Below are 19,513 nucleotides of genomic sequence, written 5' to 3'. Positions count from 1 at the left end.
ATCCCTCCTTATGCCTTTTCCAGTACTGCTGCCTTTATCGCCTGTTCCAAGTCAGCAATTAAATCTTCTGTGTTTTCCAGCCCGACAGACAACCGGATCAACTCTTCCGTTACTCCAGATGCTTTCAGCTCTTCTTCGTTCAATTGCTGATGCGTGGTGGATGCCGGATGGATAATCAGCGATTTGGCGTCTCCCACATTGGCAACGTGCGACCAAAGGTTGACACTGTCGATCACTTTGCGGCCAGCTTCCCGCCCGCCTTTTATGCCAAAGTTGACAATCGAACCATAACCGCCATTCTTCAAGTATTTCTTAGCCAATTGATGTGAAGGATGATCCTCAAAGCCTAAGAAATTGACCCACTCGATTTGTGGATGCTGTTTTAGATAATCAGCAATAATCTGAGCGTTGCTGCTGTGTTTCGGAATGCGGAGATGCAAAGTCTCCAGACCCTGCAGCAAAGCATGAGCACTATCCGGACTCAATGAAGGGCCAAAATCCCGCAGCAGCTGCACACGCAGTTTTGTCGCAAACGCCGCATCCGGTACATCAATGCCATAACGCAGACCATGATAGCTCTCATCAGGCTGTGTATAATTCGGAAAACGTGGATTGTCCCAATTGAATTTCCCGGCATCCACTGCTACGCCGCCGATCGTCGTGCCATGGCCGCCAATCCACTTCGTAGCAGAATGAATGACCACATCCGCACCAAATTCTATCGGGTTGCTGCCGTATGGAGAAGCGAAGGTGTTGTCGATCAATAATGGAATTCCATTTTCATGGGCAATTGCTGCCACTTTTTCTACATCAAAGACATTCAGGCTTGGATTGCCGATAATTTCCCCGAAAAAGACCTTCGTTTTATCTGTGATTGCCGATTTGAAATTTTCCGGATCGGTAGCATCGACGAATTTTGTCGTGATGCCATAACGCGGCAAAGTATTCGCAAACAAATTGTACGTGCCCCCGTAAAGGCTGCTGTCTGCCACTATTTCGTCTCCGGCTTCAGCAATGTTCATAATTGAAAATGCAATGGCCGCCATTCCGGAAGATAAAGCAACTGCAGCAGTGCCGCCTTCCAATAATGCTACCCGTTGTTCAAATACATCGACAGTCGGATTCATGATGCGCGAGTAGATATTGCCAGTATCCTTGAGGCCAAAGAGATCTTGTGCATGCTGTGTATCTTTAAAAACATAGGAAGTTGTTTTATAAACAGGCACCCCTCTTGATCCAGTTGTTGGATCGGGCTGTTGTCCGCCATGCAATAATAAAGTTTCCGGTTTTAAGTTTGTCATTTTCCATTCCCCCTGAGTTTTATTGATAGATATTGTCGAAGAGGACAGCAAAAAGCCCCCTTCGCTTAAGAAGAGGGCCGTAAATTACGGAGTTTCCTCCTCTCATCTGTCAGAACCTTTCGTTCGGTTCTGTAGGAATTAGCACCTTTCCAGACAAAATCGTCTGTTGGTTGCCGGGCATCACAGGGCCTATCCCTCCGCCACTCTTGATAAGAGTATTTGATTTAGTTTTTCATCTTGTTGAGAAGTATAAAAACTTTGTCGCTTTTTGTCAAGTGGATTAGTCAAAAAATTTTGAAACCTTGTGCTGCTTCAAACGTTATCTTTTAATGTAGAGGAGGAGTCGGTATGTTTATCTGGATTTTGCTATTATTTATTATCTGCTATGTAATCGGCTGCTTTCATGGATCTCTCGCAGCTCAGGTTTTATCAGGGGTCAACGTCAAAAAGGAAGGTGTAAAAAATTCCGGCGCTTCCAATGCCGCCATCGTATTGGGCTGGAAATATGGGGTGCTTGTCGCTTTCATCGATATTTCCAAAGGATTTGCAGCTGTTGCAGGCTTGCGGCTTCTGCTGGATTCCAGCAGCCTTTCTCCCGAAATGTTCTGGACTTTGTTGTTCATCGCAGGTGCCGGCGTAATTTTTGGCCATAACTTCCCGTTCTATATGAATTTCAGCGGCGGCAAAGGGACCGCTTCGGTAATCGGCGTCATGCTGGCCCTCGATTGGAAGCTTGGACTGGTTGGACTGCTCTTGCTCATCGGCGTTTCACTGGCCACCGATTATTTGGTCATTGGCGTACTGGTCCTTTACGCGGTTTATTTCATCATTGCTTTCGGACCTGCTGTTGGGCCGTGGCCATTGCTGACAGCCCTGGCCTTATTCGCGATGGCGGTATGGAAGCATAGCGAAAACATTATTCGAATAAAGAATGGAAGCGAGAGCAAAGTATCCTCCATCTTCAAGAAGAAGCCTTCAAATCCTGTCTAATAGAGGATTTAAACTAATTATTGCTTTCATTTAAAAGATTGTGAAATAAATATCATAATTCCTCTTGACTTTTTTGTTATTTCACCATAAAGTAAGAACCACGAATCGAATAGCATACATCACTTTCTTATCAAGAGAAACCGAGGGACAGGCCCTGAGACGTTTCGGCAGCAGATTTGTTTAACCGCAAAAACTGTGCCAACTCCTGCAAATGCCGTTTGTGCATTTGGAAGATGAGAATTAGATGGTTTCAACAGGAGCCTTCTTTTTTCTTATGGATAAGAAAAAAGGGGGCTCTTTTTTGTCCATTATCTCAGGGAGAATGTGAGACACCATCGATTTGATAAGATCCATTACAGCATGAGGAGGTTCAATCACCATGATTCAATTCGAAGGCGTCGCCAAAACTTATCAATCAGGAAAACAGGAAATCTATGCCTTGAACGGCATTGACCTGACCGTCGAAACCGGCGAAATCTACGGGGTCATTGGCTTTAGCGGAGCCGGAAAAAGTTCACTGATCCGCACCGTGAATCTGCTCGAACGGCCTTCTGCAGGACGCGTGTTGATTCAGGGAAAAGACATTTCTACTTTATCCAGCAAAGAGATCCGCACCATCCGAAAAGATATCGGCATGATTTTCCAGCATTTCAACTTGCTGAATTCAAAAACCGTTTACCATAATGTGGCGATGCCGCTCTTGCTCGCGAAGACACCAAAAGCAGATATTGAAAAACAGGTAACCGACTTGCTGGACTTTGTCGGCCTGGCAGACCAGGCGCAAAAATATCCAGATCAACTGTCAGGCGGACAGAAACAACGGATCGGCATTGCCCGGGCGCTCGCGACTAATCCATCTGTTCTGTTGTGTGATGAAGCGACTTCGGCACTTGATCCGCAAACGACTAAATCGATTTTGGACCTGCTTCGCAAAATCAATAAGGAATACAACATCACGATTTTGCTCATCACTCATGAAATGGGCGTCATCCGGGAAATCTGCGACAAGGTGGCCGTTCTTGAAGCGGGGAAAGTCATCGAGCAAGGCAGCGTTTTCGATATTTTCTCGAACCCACAGCAACCAACCACCAAACGGTTTGTCCGCTCCGTCATGAATGACGAACTACCAGATTCGCTGCTGGCACAAATTCAGGCTGCCGAAAGCGATAATGCCATCTACCGCCTCCAGTTTACCGGCAGCTCCGTCGGCAAACCGTTCATGTCCCGTGTATCACGTGATTTCAAAGTTGATTTGAATGTGCTGTTCGGCAACATCACCGAGCTGCAAGGCGTCCCGTACGGCAACCTGATCGTGGAATTTTCCGGCGAGCCAAGTGAAATTGCACTGGCCTTGTCCTCCATCCGAGAAAGTGAAATCCACATAGAGGAGGTCAATAATTATGTCAGTTAACTACGAACAGATTTTAGAAGCTTTATGGGAAACCATCTACATGACCGGAGCTGCGTTCGGATTTTCTTTATTGATAGGCTTGCCTCTCGGCATCCTGCTTGTGGTGACACGCAAAGGGCATCTGCTGGAAAATGAACCGGTCTCCAAAGTGTTGAATATCGTCATCAATATTTTCCGTTCGGTTCCGTTCATCATTTTGATGGTTGCCATCATTCCGTTGACCCGCCTGATTGTCGGTACATCCATCGGAACCGCAGCCGCTATCGTTCCATTGGTCTTTTACGCCGGACCTTATATTGCACGATTAATTGAAAACTCCTTACTGGAAGTCGATAAAGGTGTCATCGAAGCAGCTCAAGCGATGGGCGCTTCGCCGATGCAGATCATTTTCCGCTTCCTGATTCCGGAGGCCTTGAGCTCGCTCGTGCTTGCCTTGACCATCGCAATCGTCGGCCTGATCGGTGCATCTGCCATGGCAGGTGCCATCGGAGGCGGCGGGCTTGGCGACTTGGCCATCACTTATGGTTATCAGCGCTTTGATACGCTCGTCATGTTCATTACCGTAGCGATTTTGGTCGTACTGGTCCAAGGCATTCAATCACTGGGCAATGCATTGTCGCGAACAGTACGGCGCAACTAAAAAATAACAACAACAGAGAAAAAACTGGAGGAATTACTTATGAAAAAACTTACAGCAACAGCATTACTGGCATTATCAGCGTTGTTTTTGGCAGCCTGCGGAGACGACAGCAGTTCAGAAGGAAATACGAAAGTGACACTTGGCATCAGCGGTTCTGATACAACCATCTGGGATTATATCGCCGAAAAAGCCGAAAAAGAAGGAATTGATTTGGAAATCCAAACTTTCTCTGATTACGTCGCCCCTAACCTAGCGCTTGCCGAAGGCGAACTCGACTTGAATGCGTTCCAGACTGTTTCTTATTTCGATGAATTTGTCGCAGAGCACAATATTGATATCGTGCCGATTGGCTCAACAGTTATCGCGCCGATGGGCTTGTATTCCGATAAATATGAATCCATCGATGAAATTCCCCAAGGCTCACAGATTGCAATGCCGAATGAAGCGACCAATATGGGGCGTGCCCTTCTATTGCTCCATGAATCCGGTCTGATTACCCTTTCTGAAGATGCTGGACTTACCGGCACAGCAGAAGACATCATCGATAATCCGAAAAACATTGAAATCATGCCGATGGTATCCGGCCATACGCCGCGCGCTATGCCAGATGTTGCCGGTTCGGTCATCAACAATGGCGTTGCAGTGGATGCCGGCTTGAATCCGACTGATGATCCGATCGCCCGCGAAAGCGAAACAGCAAAACCTTATATCAACTTGATTGCCGCAAACGCTGAAGAGGCAGATAACGAAGCCTACCTGAAAATCGTTGAATTATATCAAGAAGAGGACACTGCTGAATTTATCATCGAACATACAAAAGGCGGTCAGATTCCTACCGTTGTGACAGTTGAGGAACTGGTCGATTACCAATAATACTTACCCATATGAGGAGGAGTTCCAATGACACTTATCAAGGAAGCAGCCCAGACTATTGCCCAGTCCATCGATTCCCGAAGTGAAATTTACATCGAAACAAGCCAGGCGATCCATGCAAATCCGGAAATCGGCAATCAAGAGATTTTTGCCAGCTCTCTGTTGATCAAACGGCTTGAAGAGGCCGGGTTTAACGTCGACAAAAGTGTCGCCGGCCATTACACCGCTTTTTTCGCCAGTAAGGAAAGCGCACTTCCTGGACCGACAATCGCTTATCTCGCCGAGTATGATGCACTTCCCGGAATCGGCCATGCTTGCGGACATAATATCATTGGAACGACCAGCGTAGCTGCGGCCATCGCATTGGCAGAAACCTTAGAGTCCACAGGCGGCCGTGTGGTCGTCCTTGGCACTCCTGCAGAAGAAGGAGGACCAAATGGCAGTGCCAAAGGCAGCTTTGTTAAACATGGCCTGCTCGAGGGCATTGACGCCGCTTTGATGCTCCACCCTTCCGGCAATACGGCGGTCACCGGCCCGTCCCTTGCAGTTGATCCATTGGAATTTCACTTTTACGGCAAACCTGCCCATGCGGCAGGGTCTCCTGAAGAAGGCATCAATGCATTGGATGCCGTTTTGCAACTGTTCAACAGCATCAATGCTTTGCGCCAACAATTGCCGGCGGATGCCCGTGTCCATGGCATCATCACACATGGCGGCGATGCACCGAACATCATTCCTGAATATGCGGCAGCCCGTTTCTATATCCGCGGAGATTCATGGAAGAAAACATCCGATACTGCACGCAAAATTCGGGCTATCGCAGAAGGCGCTGCACTTGCGACCGGTGCCACGGTGAAAATCGAACGGTTCCAGAATGAAGTGCGTGATTTGGTCATCACCCCTGCTTTGGACGCCGTTGTCCGCAGCGAATTGGAATCACTGGGTGAAGCAGTCGCTGATTCCCGCATCTCTGGCCTTGGCTCCACCGATGCCGGCAATATCAGCTATGAAGTTCCTACTGCACATGGGTATATCAAAATCGGCCCGGAAAGCCTGGTTGCCCACACTGCTGAATTCCGTGAAGCCGCAAAATCAACTCATGGCAATGATGCTTTGATCAAAGGCGCCAAAGCACTGGCCAATGCCGGTTATCGCCTGCTGACAGAACCTGAGCTTTTGGAACAAGTGAAAGCCGCACACAGCGATGCCGTTAAAGCAAAACAGCAGAATGGATGAAACGATGCCCAGGACAGGGCATCGTTTTTATTTTTCAGCATTTTCCTTCTTCGTGATAAAATACTAGCAAGACTTATTTTAGGAGGATTTATATATGTTGGAAACTTTAATTGAACGGCTTGTCCGTTATGCAAAAATCGATACACAATCCGACTTCAACAGTGAGACTACTCCTTCCACACCGGGACAATGGGATTTGCTTCACGAATTGGAAAAGGAAATGAAGACCATCGGACTGACAGATGTCGGCATGGACGATGCGGGTTATCTATTCGGCACCCTGCCGGCCAATACCGAACGGGATATACCAGTAATCGGTTTCTTGGCGCACGTCGATACCGCAACAGACTTTACCGGTAAAAACGTTAACCCGAAACGCATCGACAATTATGACGGAAAGGACATTCCGTTGAACGATAACATTACGATGACAGTGTCGGATTTTCCTGCACTTCAAAACTATATTGGCCACACTTTGATTACGACAGATGGTACAACACTTCTTGGGGCAGACAATAAAGCCGGTGTTGCCGAAATCATGACTGCGATGGAGTACTTGAGTGCCCATCCTGAAATTGAGCATGGAAAGATCCGGATTGCATTTACACCGGATGAAGAAATCGGCCGCGGCCCCCATAAATTTGATGTTGAACGCTTTGGTGCCGAATATGCCTATACCATGGACGGCGGACCTCTTGGCGAACTGCAGTACGAAAGCTTTAATGCAGCAAGCGGCAAACTGATTGTTCAAGGCAAAAGCGTCCATCCCGGATCGGCAAAAGGCAAAATGGTCAATGCCCAAACGGTTGCTATTCAATTCCAGGAGGAAATGCCAAAGAACGAAGTGCCTGAATTGACAGAAGGCTACGAAGGCTTTATTCATTTAAATAATTTCATCGGCAACATTGAAACGGCGGAATTGACTTACATCATCCGTGATTTCGATGGAGCGAAGTTCGAAACTAAAAAGCAGCATATGCAGGCGGTTGCTGAGAAACTCCAAAAACAATACGGTGAACAGGCTATTCGCCTGGAAATCGAGGACCAATACTATAATATGCGCGAGAAAATCGAACCTGTCATGGAAATCGTCGATAATGCAGAACGTGCCATGAACACGTTGGACATCAAACCGAATATTGTTCCTGTACGAGGCGGTACGGATGGTTCCCAATTGTCTTATATGGGACTGCCTACACCTAACATTTTTACAGGCGGCGAAAATTACCACGGAAAATACGAATTCATCTCTGCTGAAAATATGGAAAAAGCAACGCAAGTCATTATTGAAATTGTAAAATCCGCTAAGTGAGTTGTCGTATAAAAAAGGCGTATTGGACCCTGTCCAATACGCCTTTTGATTTGAAGTTGAAAAATTTCAGTTTCTTCTTTGGGTTTTATGCCTATCGGAGGGCCGCAGGATGCGGGTCAGCTAACCGTTGCGACACGATGTCGCGCTCTTGGGTTAGCTTCTGCTTTCGGCCGACTCCGCTTTTCTTATTGTCCAGACTCCAGCGCCCAAGTCCTTGGGTCATAATCCGCTCTGGCTATGTGGCAAAGGACGCCACTTCGCCAGAGCGTCTTATGCCCATCAGACTTCCACGGGCGCTTCCGCTTTTCTTATTGTCCAGACTCCAGCGCCCAGCTCTTTGGGTCATAAGCCCGCCCGACTATGCGGCAAAGTGCGCCGCTTCGCCGGTCTGTCTTATGCCCGACAGAGCTACACGGGCGCTTCCGCTTTTCTTTAAATAATACTCCGTCCGTTTTGTGCCAGTGCATAATGGATGCCGTGCTGCAGAGTTTGGAAGCATTGGAATTTTGACAAGTTGATGGCTGAATCCGTAATGGCCATACTCATTCCGGCTGAAATCCCCACCAAAATGGTTTGTGTACCGATCAGCGATGCGGTTGAGCCCAGTTTTTCAATCAGCATTGCGGCATGCTGTGTAAAGTTAGTATTTATTCCCGTCAAGTCCAGAATTAAGTACTTGGCTTTGTGTTTTGGCATGCTCTGCAGCGTTTTCACCAGCAGTTCTTCTGCCCGGGCCTCATCATAGGTTCCAAGCAATGGGACGACGACGATACCTTCAAGAACCGGAATCAGCGGAGATGAGATTTCTTTGATCATTTCATTGAGTTCCTGTGTTTTTTCATCCACTAACTGTTCGAGCTCATTGATCTTTTCCGCTTCTTTCAAACGGGACAGTTGATGGATATTCTTTTCAATGGTCTCTTCCGAAGGGAAATACTGAATGATGCTTTCCGTAAATCCATCCAATTGATGATGAACAACTTTATACCAAATGTTTTGCTTGAACAGCGATGAAAAAATCCCGGCGTAATGGGCAGGCAGAAAACTTCCGCCCTGTTCTTTCTTTTGGGCCACATTGATTATATGTTCCCAGCTGTTTTTCAGGTGCACTTCCAGTGTATGCGCTTCTTCATTCAACTCTTTTATTTTCGCCAATCCCCAGCCTGCGGAGGCATATGTATTGGTGATCAATTCAGCAGCTTCTGCAATAGAGACGCCTTTCATGCCTTGGAAATACTCCCCCACTACAAGTCCTTGGCGAAATCCTGTTGTTTCCAGGACAACATTCGCCGCATCTTTCCCGGAAATCTCTTCAATCGAATCAAAAAACATTTTCATTGCGGATGCCGTCCAAAAAAGAACAGATTCCTGTCCCTCAAATAGAAAGCGGCCTTCAGCCAAATCCCATTCAAAATTCAACCCGCCTACTGTTATTGCTGATTTTGGATTCATCTTGCAACTCCTTTCGTACGCTGGTTCTATTTTATCATATCTCTTATATTTCTTATGGTTGTCGGGATAATTTTCACTCTTTTTCCCATCCCTCTCCAGTCCTGATTTAAAGGGCTATAGAATTCTCGTCAAAAACCAGACAAAAATGCGGATTTCCGTATGTTTTAAATGATTTTATTAAAGGAATACAAGGAATACTACTAACAGGAAGAGGTGCTTTACATGCCAGACAAAAAACCATTCAATCAAGAAGATCGCCAAACAAGAGATGGCGCTCCCATGGATAATCCAGAACAGTTCAAAACCGACAAAAAGAGCCTTTCTGAAATGCATGAAGATGAAATGAACGTCGATTCTATTCCAATGGAAGATTTAAAGCAGGAAAAACTAGAGGAAAAAAATAAACGTGCCACAAAAAACAATTCCTCAAGCGAAGAGAAATTCCCTGAGTAAACAGCATGAATTTTCGTAAAAGTGAATGCTTTCAAAAAAGACCGCAGAGGCTATCCTCTGTGGTTTTTTTGTGCTATGATTCTCGTTTGAACAGGAGTGAAAGAAGATGAAAAACTGGATTTATCCACTGATGGTCGTCATAGCAGCGAGCTGTTACGGAGTTCTCTCAACCATCATCAAAGTGGCCATGAAAAATGGATTTACTGCTGCAGAAGCAGTGACCGCCCAATACTTTACAGGGTTCGCATTAGCGGCTCTTTTATTTTTTGCAACACAACGCAAAATGCCCCGAATCAAGGGGTGGAAGATTTTGCTGCTATCCGGCAGCTTTACTGCTGCCACCGGCATGGTCTACGCTCATTCCCTAAACTACCTGCCGGCTTCATTGGCCGTCGTGCTGCTGTTCCAATTCACTTGGATCGGCATGCTACTGGATTGCATCGTCAACCGCCGATGGCTGAAACGGACAGAAGTCCTTTCTTTGGCTCTGCTATTTGCCGGAACTTTGTTTGCAGCCGGCATCATTGGAACAGATCTCAGCGGGATTCCTTGGCAAGGTTGGGCATGGGGAATGGCTGCGGCTTTTTGTTTTTCAGCGTTCATGTTCGTCAATGGCAAACAGATCGAAGGCATGGATACTTCAGCCCGCCTGTTTTACGTATCGCTTTTCGCGGCCATCGTCGTTGGTCTATTCCAAACACCTGAAATTGTCTGGAATGGACAGTTGTTCAATGAAGGATTATGGATCTACGGGTTGTTGTTGGGCTTTTTCGGAATCATCATGCCCATCTACTTCTTTTCGGTTGCGGTACCGCATGTCGGCTCGGGACTTGCTTCCATTTTGAGCGCCATGGAATTGCCGGTGGCTGTTATTGCATCAGTTCTTATCCTCCATGAAACCTTGACACTGTTTCAAATCGGCGGAATCTTTATTATTTTAATCGGTATGGTGCTGCCAAGTGCATTTAACCGGACACCGAAAATAGTCCAACAGATTTAAAGGCCTGCTGCCCCAGCAGGCCTTTTATGTTTAGTTCAGAGTTAAAAAGGAATAGATAAGTACAAACAGAAAAGGAGTGGTATGGATGAATCAGGAAGATGTAAAAAAAGCGGCGTTGAAAATTTTAGAAGACAGTCATGTGGGGACCTTAGCAACGATAAAAGGGAAAAAACCCCATTCGCGCTATATGACTTTTTTTAACGATGATTTTACACTTTACACCGCCACCAGCAAAAAAACACAAAAAGTTGATGAATTGGAAGCCAATCCCCATGCCCATATTCTTTTAGGTTATGAAGGTGAAGGTGTTGGCGATACATTTCTGGAAATCGAAGGATCCATGTCACTGAATGACGATCGCGAAATGATCAACAAGGTATGGAACGAGCATCTGGAAGGATGGTTTGAAGGACCCGATGATCCCAATCTCATTATTCTGGCTATCAAACCGGACCGCGTGCGCTTAATGAATAAAAAAGGACAAGAGCCGCAAGTGCTGGAACTGTAAATAAAAAAAACGGCTCAATTAGTTGAGCCGTTTTTTATGTCTGAAGGATTTCGCGAAGCCCTTCCCTATTGAACATCAGGTCTTCAAGCGTATATTCATCCAATACGGACAGATAAGCGTTGAGCGCCTTGCCCAACACACCACGCAGGCCGCAGATTGGGGAAATTGGGCAGCGATTAGTCGCTGAATTAAAGCATTCAACCAACTGGAAATCATCTTCCATCCGCCTGACTACGGTCCCAATATTAATATTCTGCGGCAGATCGGCAAGACGTATTCCGCCGCCTCGTCCTCGGACGGTATGGACGAAACCGGCTTTTCCCAGTTCAAATGTAACTTTCGTCAAGTGATTTTTGGATATATTGTATGCATCAGAAATTTCCTGTATTGTTGCCAGCTTATCTGTTTCTTTGGTTCCTAAATAAATCAAAACACGTAATGAGAAGTCTGTATACATGGTTAATCTCATTCTTTTCACCTCTTCTGCATATTCAGTATAGCGGCTTTTCAGAAAGTCCGAAAGCAATTGAACCTCAAGACTTTATTGAGAAAAGGAGTAGATCAGCATGTTATCAGAAGAAACCCGCACAATCATCAAATCCACCGTTCCGGTTTTAGAGGACCATGGTGTGGCGATCACCACCAGATTCTATAAGAACCTTTTTGTAGCTCATCCGGAATTGCTGAATATCTTCAATCACGCCAACCAGGCACAGGGCCGTCAGCAGACGGCCTTAGCAAAAGCTGTTTATGCGGCAGCTCTCCATATCGATAATCTGGAAGAGATTTTGCCGGCTGTTGTCCAGATTGGCCATAAACACGTCAGCCTTGGCGTCTTGCCGGAGCATTATCCGGTTGTCGGCGAACATCTGCTGGTAGCCATGAAAGAAGTATTGGGGGATGCGGCAACGGATGAAATCATGGATGCGTGGGAACAAGCCTATGGGGTCATTGCGGACGCCTTTATCGGCGTCGAAAAAGACATGTATGCAGAAACAGCCGAACAGGAAAACGGCTGGAACTTCTTCAAGGATTTCATTGTTGCCCGTAAAGTAAAAGAAAGCGATGTCATCACTTCCTTCTATTTAAAGCCTGCAGATGATTCCAATGTTCCGCACTACACGCCAGGCCAATATATTTCTGTACGTCTATCGTTGCCTGATGACGAGTTTCTGGTGATACGGCAGTACAGCCTTTCCCAAGCGCCAAAACCGGATGAATTCCGCATCTCGGTCAAGCGTGAAAGCGATAACGACCCAAATGGCGTCGTTTCCAATTACCTGCACAGCAGCATCAACGAAGGAGATACAATCGAAGTCAGCGCACCGGCCGGTGTCTTTGTCCTTGATGTAACGAAAACTTCACCTGTCGCTTTCATCAGCGGTGGTGTCGGCATCACACCGATGATGAGTATGTTTGAAGCAGTGGCGAGCTCAACACCCGGGCGGCCGACCACATTCCTTCACGGCGCACGTAATGCCTTGCAGCATGCTTTTGATGATGATATTCAGGCATACGCCATGATGATGGACGATGCCCGTTACAAAACCGTCTATTCGGATGAACCAAACGGATTTATCACCCGGGAAATGCTCGAGGAATATGTCGACCCCGCAAGTGACATCTATGTTTGCGGACCGGCTCTATTCATGGAAATCATGATTCGTGAACTGAAGGGCATGGGGATTCCAGAAGAACAGATTCATTATGAGTTCTTTGGTCCAGCAATGGATCTGAATACAGGCAATTAGAATGGATTTGTAAAGTCCGACTTATGTCGGGCTTTTTATTTTGGGCTTTCTTGACAGGGAATTTATTTCTTTAAGTATTTCAATCGTTTTGGAAAGTATTTCTGCCTAAACAGAAAGTATAGCCAATTAATAGAAATGACTAATTTCTTTATGGAATGAAATATGAATAAATTTATCTACTCTCTTTTGGTTGTCGGAAGGCCCGCAGGATGTGGGTCAGCTAAGCGTTGCGACACGATGTCGCGCTCTTAGCTTAGCTTCCGCTTTTCTTTTTGGCCAGCTCCAGCGCCTAGAACCTCGGGGTCTTAAGTCCGCTTGCCTGTGCGGCTGGAAACATGCCGCTGCGCCAGATCGTCTTACGCCTTTCGGAGCTACACGGCCGCTTCCGCTTTTCCTTTTGTCCAGACTCCAGCGGCTAGCTCTTTGGGTCATAAGCCAACCCAGCTGTGTGGCAAAGAGCGCCACTTCGCTGGTCTGTCTTATGCCCGGCAGAGCTGAACAGCCGCTTCCGCTTTTCTTTGTTGTGACTTTTCTGTGAAGGGAAATGTGTCCAAATTTTAAAGATGTATTTAAGATATATCTTTAAGGGAATTGAGGGCGTATAGTCAAGATATAGAAAACAAAAGGAGAGATTCATAATGTTATCACAAGAAACCATCGCAATTATAAAATCTACAGTACCGGTGTTAGAAGAACACGGAACAACAATTACAACTGTATTCTACAAAAATATGTTCGATGCGCATCCTGAACTTTATAATATCTTTAATCAGGCTAACCAGAAAAAAGGTCGCCAGCAGGCTGCATTGGCAAACACAGTTTATGCTGCCGCTGTCCATATCGAAAACCTGGAAGCTATCCTTCCTGCAATTGTTCAAATTGCCAACAAACACGTAAGTTTAGGAATTAAACCAGAACATTATCCAATCGTTGGAGAATATCTGTTAAAAGCGATCAAAGAAGTATTGGGCGATGCAGCTACTGATGACATCATCAATGCTTGGGCAGAAACTTATGGCGTAATTGCCGATGCCTTTATCGGCCTTGAAAAAGATATGTATGGAAAAATGGAATCTCAGGAAAATGGCTGGAGCTTCTTTAAAGAGTTCGTCATTGCCCGTAAAGAAAAAGAAAGTGAAAATATCACTTCTTTCTATTTGAAACCAGCAGACGGAAAAAATGTCCCACCTTATCAGCCGGGACAATATATTTCTCTACGCATGTCAATTCCAAACGAGGAATACTTATTCAACCGCCAGTACAGCCTTTCTCAGGCAGTGCACGAAGATGAGTTCCGTATTTCAGTTAAACGTGATGCAGACAATGACCCGAACGGCCGCGTATCCGTTTACCTGCATGATGAATTGAACGTAGGCGATCGCTTTGAAGTCAGCGCACCTGCAGGCGAATTCATCCTTGATACTGAAAAAAATACACCTGTAGCATTCGTCAGTGGCGGTGTCGGCATCACACCAATGATGAGCATGTTTGAAACTGTTGCTACGTTGAATCCCGAACGCCCAACAGCATTCCTACACGCTACACGCAATGAATCTCTGCACGCTTTCGACAAGGATATTCAGAAATACGTTGCAGCTATGGACAATGCACGTTATAAAACACTTTATTCCGATCAGCCTGAAGGCTATATCACTCGAGCGGTTTTAGAAGAATACGTCGATCTCACAGGCGATGTCTATGTATGTGGTCCAGCTCCTTTCATGGAAGCCATGATTACGGAACTGCGGGCACTTGGCATGAAAGAAGAACAGATTCACTTTGAATTCTTTGGTCCAGCTATAGCTCTTCAAACTGTATAATTTCTAATAAAAAGCTGTCCGCTTGGCGGGCAGCTTTTTGTCTGCATTATTTTCCAAGCTAATTAGAAAGGACCTGCCGTGTCGGCAGGTCCTTTGTTTTATTCATTCGATTCTCTTTATTTCATTTTGCGCAGCAGGTAAAGCAAGTAAGGCGTACCGATCAACGCCACAACCAAACCGCTCGGAATATCTTTCGGTGCAATCAGGATGCGTCCGACAAAATCTGCGGTGACCAGCAATAGTCCGCCAAGTAAGCCTGATGCCAACATCAATGGCAAATGGCGGAAACCGACCAGCCGCCGGGCGATATGCGGAGCTACCAGCCCTACAAATCCAATGGTGCCGACAATCGATACAGCCACCGTTGAAATGGCGACGCCGATGATCAAGGCCCACACCCGCGTAGAACGGATATTCAATCCAAGTCCTGCAGCAACGTCATCTCCGAAGGTCAGCGTATCCAAACTGCGTGTCAGATAGATAGCTGGCCAAATGAATACAGCCAACAAGATCAGCGCAAATTGGACATCCTCCCAGCCTTTCCCGTAGGTGCTGCCTGACAGCCAGACAAGTGCACTCGACACCGCCAGCTTCGCCTTGACAATAAAGACCTGTGTCGCTGCCGAACCAAATGCGGAAATGGCGATGCCCATCAATGCAACCAGCATCGGCTGGAAATTATTCTTCCAGGCCGTTACGAGGATGATGCCAAGTGCCAAAGCGGCACCGACTGTCGCCCCGAGCGGCATGAATTCAGGCGGAATGGACGGGAAAAGAACCAGCAGCAACATCGCTCCGGCTCCCGCCATTGAAGTGACACCGAGCACACTGGCATCTGCCAGCGGATTTCGCAAGACTCCCTGAAGAATGACACCGGTAATTGCCAGCATGACCCCTACAATAAACGAAGTTAGGACCCGCGGCACCCGGAAATTCCAGACGACCGGTTCCATCCAGGCAAAGGTCCAGGCAGAACCATTGAAACTCAATGCCATGACCGTAATCCCCAAAATAATCGCTACCAAAACCGGAACGATCAGCTTTAAACGGATTGGCTTTGTCGTGCCCCCCATTTGGCGCTCTCCACGTTTCAAGGACTTGGCCGTACGCCATGCCAGATACAAAAGCCAAGGACCGCCGATCAAAGCTGTCATGGCGCCAACTGGCACTTCCTGTCCGGGCTGGATCAGTCGGCCCAACACATCCGCACCGACCAAAAAGACACTTCCCCAAATAAAGGAATGGATGAAAATTTGGAGATGCCCACGAATGCCCATCATGCGGACAATATGCGGTGCCATCAGCCCAATAAAGCCAATCGGCCCAACAACACTGACTGTTGCAGCAGCCAAGACGATGGCGACTCCCCAAGCAACCAGCTTAACAATCCGTACATTTTGTCCCAGCGAAGATGCAATATCTTCTCCCAGCGACAAAATATCCATTGGTTTGGCCAACAGCAGCGCACCGATGAACATCAGGAGAATGACCGGTGCTGCAAAAACGACACCTTCCCAGTCAAGCTGCACCAAAGTTCCGGAACCCCAAAGGAAAAGTCCATTTGTCTGATTTTCAAATAATAATTGCAGTGCTCCAGTGATAGAAGCGAACAGCAAAGAAATGATCATTCCCGTCAGTGCTACACGCACCGGCTCCATTTGATTTCCAGCAAGCCCAACGACTAATAAAGAAGAAAGAACGGCACCCAATAGAGCTGTAACAAACGGAAAAGCTCCAATCAGTCCGGGAAAAAAGATGGTTGAAAGAACGACAAAGAAAAATGCGCCTGCATTGATTCCCAACGTTCCTGGTGAAGCCAGCGGATTATTCGTCAAGGTTTGCAGGACAGCGCCTGAAACAGCTAACGCGCCTCCAGCCAACAGCCCCATTGCAAGACGCGGCAACCGGAAAGAAAGTACAATATCCTGGATGCGCCCTTCTGTCCAGACACCCGTCAACAATTGAGATACTGTATAATCCGCTTGTCCTTGCGTCAAATGAATGACAGATAGCACAATAAGCAGGAAAAAGCCCGCTGTCAGAGAGACAGTGGACTTATTCAGTAATCTTCGGAGCATTAGTCAGTCACCAGTACATCGGTCATTTGGTTCATTAATGTTTCAGCAGACAACGGTCCTCCATAGAGCCAAGTATCTGCGCCTAAATCATACGTGCGGCCTTCTTTTACAAACGCCAGATTTTCCCAGACAGGATTTCCTGCAAGCTGGTTTTCATAAATATTATCGGTATCCGGCACCGTGTAGAGATAATTGGCATCTTCGTATTTAACCAATCCTTCGACATTGAAAGTACTGGATCCGAAAATTTCAAACTGGTCCGGCTCATGGACATTATTCAAGCCGAGACGCTCCAAAATGATGGAAGCCATCGAGTTTGGCGTAAAGACACGAATTTCCGGTGCTTGTGCCCCACTATAGGCAAGGGTTAAAATAACATCTTTTGTCTTCAAATCAGCGGCTTCAAGTTCAGCTGCCTTTTCTTCGTACTGCGCTTCCAAGTCAACCAAAACCTGATCGCCTTCTGTTGTCTTGCCTACCGCTTTTGCAATTTCCAGGAACGTCGTTTCCATTTCCTGATACAAGTCGATGCTCTCATCTTCTGGATATGGATTAAATATCACAGTAGGAGCAATCGTTTCCAATTGTTCAATCATGTCATCATGGCGGAAGCTCACGCCAATGATCAAGTCTGGTTCTAAAGCAGCGATCGCTTCCAGATTGGGTTCCTGGCGGCCACCGACATCAACAACTGTTTCATCCAATTGCGGCTCAATATTCACGTAGTCTTCATACTCCGAAATATCGGCCATTCCCGCCGGCTGTACACCGACTGCCAATAAATCTTCCGCATAGGTCCATTCCAGAACCACCACTTTTTTGGCTGGAGCATCTAATGCTACTTCTCCATTGGTTCCTTGGATTGTAACCGGCTCAGCTTCTTCAGCTGGTGCCGCTGGTTCTTCTTCAGTTGATGAACAAGCCGTTAATATAAGTAGTAGAAATGCTGTTATAACCATTAATAATCGCTGTTTCATTTTGGTTGCCTCCAAGTTGTTTGATAATGATTCTCAATTCGTCTTTATTTTAGGGCTATCTGTCACATTTGTAAAGTCTTTTCTGCAAATCGTAGTGAAAATTGTTCTCATTTGATAAGAATTTATGCTATAGTTACGGTAATGAAAATCCTATCAGTTCGAATTACAGTGAAAGATATGGAGGAATTCCGCAATGACAGTAGCCGTCAAAACCAACGACTTATCAATTGGATATACGGATAATTTACTTTTTAAAAACCTGAATTTATCGATTCCGCGCGGCGAGATTTCGGTATTTGTCGGCAGCAACGGTTGCGGCAAATCCACACTTCTTCGCTCGATTGCGCGCTTACTTAAACCTCAAGAAGGTTCTATATTATTGGAAGGCAAAGAAGTTCATAATATGTCCTCCCGCGAAGTGGCCAAAAAAATGGGCATCCTCCCACAGTCTCCGGTGTCACCGGAAGGACTGACGGTGCACGATCTTGTCAAACAGGGCCGCTATCCACATCAATCCTGGCTGAAACGCTGGACTGAAGAAGACACAGAAAAAGTCGAAGCCGCTATGAAAGCGACGCGCGTCGATGAATTCCGCGACAAGCCGGTAGATGAATTGTCTGGTGGACAACGGCAGCGTGCCTGGATCGCCATGACGCTCGCCCAAGATACCGAGATTATTCTATTGGATGAACCGACTACTTTTTTGGATATGACACATCAAATCGAAATTCTGGATTTGCTGTTTGAATTAAATGAAACACAAGGCCGCACCATCATCATGGTTCTTCATGACTTAAATCTGGCTTCCCGTTATGCGCACAACATCATCGCCATTAAAGATGGTGCTGTCTTCGGACAGGGAACGCCTGAGAATGTCATCAATTGCGACCTGGTCCGTTCCGTCTTTGGAATGGAATGCCAGGTTTCTAAAGACCCGTTGTTTGGCACACCCCATTGCGTTCCATTCGGCAGAGGGCGTTGCATCGTCCCTGAAATCCGCCAAGCATTAAGCAGTGCCCAATAATGGAAAAACTGGATCTTTTCCAAGTACACCTCCGGCCGAACGCCAATGGCTTTATGACCTTGTCCGAAAGTATGGAAAGCCGTTCTCTTGAATTGATCCAAAAAGTCATCCGTGAATCCGGAGCACCTACTGAAGCCGTAGCCTCGTCTATCTTCATGCGGCGCTTTGGTTTTTTTGTTACCGCTCAGCTTTATTTACTGGCACATCAACAAATGTGGGCTGGCCCACTTAGTGAAGTCCACTTGACTGACGCTGAATACGGGATTGCTTTTGAAGTTGATGAGAAGTGGTTAAGGCCTCGCCAGGAAGGCGACCTGGAAATGGTTTTGAAGGAATATGCCTGGCCAGTGATTGAAACGTTCAGTAAAATCGGTCCCGTCTCCAAACTGATTCTTTGGGAAAATATTTGGGGATATGCCATCTGGATGTACGGCATGGAAGGATCTGTAGAGGCAAAACAGGACATGCAGGCTTTGCTGGATGACACACTCTGGCAGCCTGAAATGCGCAAATCGCATTTCAAGAAGTTTTTAGGCGGCCATAGTCTGGAGCATTCACAAGAGAAATACCAACGCATTACCTGCTGCCTCTATAAAGAATTGCCGGAAACGGAGAAATGCCCCTATTGCCCTTTGCGAAAGTAAACGCCCTACCAGCGCGCAGGGCGTTTTCGTTTTGATGAATTTT

Annotated in this window: 18 protein-coding genes and 2 riboswitches; of the genes, 13 read left to right on the top strand and 5 right to left on the bottom strand. The window is 46.5% G+C overall.

Going from position 1 to position 19,513, the window contains the following annotated elements:
* Window positions 1-8: 8 nt before the first annotated feature.
* Window positions 9-1,301 carry an O-acetylhomoserine aminocarboxypropyltransferase/cysteine synthase family protein gene (locus AC1MEO_RS16690; RefSeq protein WP_480332559.1) on the bottom strand — a complete coding sequence of 431 codons (1,293 nt, stop codon included), beginning with the start codon at window positions 1,299-1,301 and terminating at the stop codon, window positions 9-11.
* Window positions 1,302-1,400: 99 nt separating this feature from the next.
* A riboswitch (SAM riboswitch) is annotated at window positions 1,401-1,517 on the bottom strand.
* A gap of 132 nt (window positions 1,518-1,649) precedes the next feature.
* Between AC1MEO_RS16690 and AC1MEO_RS16685 the strand changes: the two genes are divergently transcribed.
* The 6 genes from AC1MEO_RS16685 (at window position 1,650) to pepT (ending at window position 7,763) form a co-directional block, all read left to right on the top strand.
* The gene (locus tag AC1MEO_RS16685) at window positions 1,650-2,291 is read left to right on the top strand and encodes a glycerol-3-phosphate acyltransferase (RefSeq protein ID WP_480332557.1); all 642 of its coding nucleotides are present in this window, start codon (window positions 1,650-1,652) and stop codon (window positions 2,289-2,291) included.
* 124 nt (window positions 2,292-2,415) lie between these two features.
* Window positions 2,416-2,531, top strand: a riboswitch (SAM riboswitch).
* Window positions 2,532-2,670: 139 nt separating this feature from the next.
* The gene (locus AC1MEO_RS16680) at window positions 2,671-3,702 is read left to right on the top strand and encodes a methionine ABC transporter ATP-binding protein (RefSeq protein WP_480332555.1); all 1,032 of its coding nucleotides are present in this window, start codon (window positions 2,671-2,673) and stop codon (window positions 3,700-3,702) included.
* Window positions 3,692-4,342 (top strand): methionine ABC transporter permease, encoded by a 651-nt coding sequence (locus tag AC1MEO_RS16675; RefSeq protein WP_480332553.1) that lies wholly within the window; start codon window positions 3,692-3,694, stop codon window positions 4,340-4,342. The genes AC1MEO_RS16680 and AC1MEO_RS16675 overlap by 11 nt, the downstream gene beginning before the upstream one ends.
* 39 nt (window positions 4,343-4,381) lie before the next feature.
* Window positions 4,382-5,215, top strand: a complete 834-nt coding sequence (locus tag AC1MEO_RS16670) for a MetQ/NlpA family ABC transporter substrate-binding protein (RefSeq protein ID WP_480332551.1) — start codon at window positions 4,382-4,384, stop codon at window positions 5,213-5,215.
* Between the two features lie 27 nt (window positions 5,216-5,242).
* Window positions 5,243-6,451 carry a M20 family metallopeptidase gene (locus AC1MEO_RS16665; RefSeq protein WP_480332549.1) on the top strand — a complete coding sequence of 403 codons (1,209 nt, stop codon included), beginning with the start codon at window positions 5,243-5,245 and terminating at the stop codon, window positions 6,449-6,451.
* Between the two features lie 94 nt (window positions 6,452-6,545).
* Entirely contained in the window at window positions 6,546-7,763 is a 1,218-nt protein-coding gene (gene pepT / locus AC1MEO_RS16660) for a peptidase T (protein WP_480332547.1), read from the top strand.
* A gap of 432 nt (window positions 7,764-8,195) precedes the next feature.
* Here the strand turns inward: pepT and AC1MEO_RS16655 are convergent, their stop codons facing one another.
* Window positions 8,196-9,215, bottom strand: a complete 1,020-nt coding sequence (locus tag AC1MEO_RS16655) for an STAS domain-containing protein (RefSeq protein WP_480332545.1) — start codon at window positions 9,213-9,215, stop codon at window positions 8,196-8,198.
* Between the two features lie 222 nt (window positions 9,216-9,437).
* Here AC1MEO_RS16655 and AC1MEO_RS16650 point away from each other — a divergent pair, with 222 nt between their 5' ends.
* From AC1MEO_RS16650 to AC1MEO_RS16640, 3 genes are all read left to right on the top strand, one after another.
* Window positions 9,438-9,668: a hypothetical protein gene (locus tag AC1MEO_RS16650; RefSeq protein ID WP_480332543.1), complete on the top strand. Its 231-nt coding sequence runs from the start codon at window positions 9,438-9,440 to the stop codon at window positions 9,666-9,668.
* Between the two features lie 106 nt (window positions 9,669-9,774).
* Window positions 9,775-10,668, top strand: coding sequence for an EamA family transporter (locus tag AC1MEO_RS16645; RefSeq protein ID WP_480332541.1), 894 nt, complete (start codon window positions 9,775-9,777; stop codon window positions 10,666-10,668).
* Between the two features lie 85 nt (window positions 10,669-10,753).
* Window positions 10,754-11,176: a pyridoxamine 5'-phosphate oxidase family protein gene (locus AC1MEO_RS16640; RefSeq protein ID WP_480332539.1), complete on the top strand. Its 423-nt coding sequence runs from the start codon at window positions 10,754-10,756 to the stop codon at window positions 11,174-11,176.
* Between the two features lie 34 nt (window positions 11,177-11,210).
* On the opposite strand, the gene AC1MEO_RS16635 is transcribed toward AC1MEO_RS16640, so the two are convergent.
* A complete protein-coding gene (locus AC1MEO_RS16635) occupies window positions 11,211-11,645 on the bottom strand; it encodes an RrF2 family transcriptional regulator (protein ID WP_480332537.1) in 435 nt (144 codons plus the stop codon).
* 97 nt (window positions 11,646-11,742) lie between these two features.
* On the opposite strand from AC1MEO_RS16635, the gene hmpA (AC1MEO_RS16630) reads away from it, so the two are divergent.
* Window positions 11,743-12,927: an NO-inducible flavohemoprotein gene (gene hmpA / locus AC1MEO_RS16630; RefSeq protein ID WP_480332535.1), complete on the top strand. Its 1,185-nt coding sequence runs from the start codon at window positions 11,743-11,745 to the stop codon at window positions 12,925-12,927.
* Between the two features lie 638 nt (window positions 12,928-13,565).
* On the top strand, window positions 13,566-14,747 hold the full coding sequence (gene hmpA / locus AC1MEO_RS16625) for an NO-inducible flavohemoprotein (protein ID WP_480332533.1): 1,182 nt from the start codon (window positions 13,566-13,568) through the stop codon (window positions 14,745-14,747).
* Between the two features lie 116 nt (window positions 14,748-14,863).
* Here hmpA (AC1MEO_RS16625) and AC1MEO_RS16620 read toward each other — a convergent pair whose 3' ends face one another.
* On the bottom strand, window positions 14,864-16,825 hold the full coding sequence (locus AC1MEO_RS16620) for an iron ABC transporter permease (RefSeq protein WP_480332531.1): 1,962 nt from the start codon (window positions 16,823-16,825) through the stop codon (window positions 14,864-14,866).
* Window positions 16,825-17,802: an ABC transporter substrate-binding protein gene (locus AC1MEO_RS16615; RefSeq protein WP_480332528.1), complete on the bottom strand. Its 978-nt coding sequence runs from the start codon at window positions 17,800-17,802 to the stop codon at window positions 16,825-16,827. Before AC1MEO_RS16615 ends, AC1MEO_RS16620 begins: the two co-directional genes overlap by 1 nt.
* A gap of 193 nt (window positions 17,803-17,995) precedes the next feature.
* Between AC1MEO_RS16615 and AC1MEO_RS16610 the strand changes: the two genes are divergently transcribed.
* Window positions 17,996-18,826, top strand: coding sequence for an ABC transporter ATP-binding protein (locus tag AC1MEO_RS16610; RefSeq protein WP_480332526.1), 831 nt, complete (start codon window positions 17,996-17,998; stop codon window positions 18,824-18,826).
* Window positions 18,826-19,470: a hypothetical protein gene (locus AC1MEO_RS16605; protein WP_480332524.1), complete on the top strand. Its 645-nt coding sequence runs from the start codon at window positions 18,826-18,828 to the stop codon at window positions 19,468-19,470. Before AC1MEO_RS16610 ends, AC1MEO_RS16605 begins: the two co-directional genes overlap by 1 nt.
* Window positions 19,471-19,513 lie beyond the last annotated feature (43 nt).

Source organism: Planococcus sp. BI3, assembly GCF_056680115.1.
This window is presented reverse-complemented; position numbering and strand designations above follow the sequence as displayed.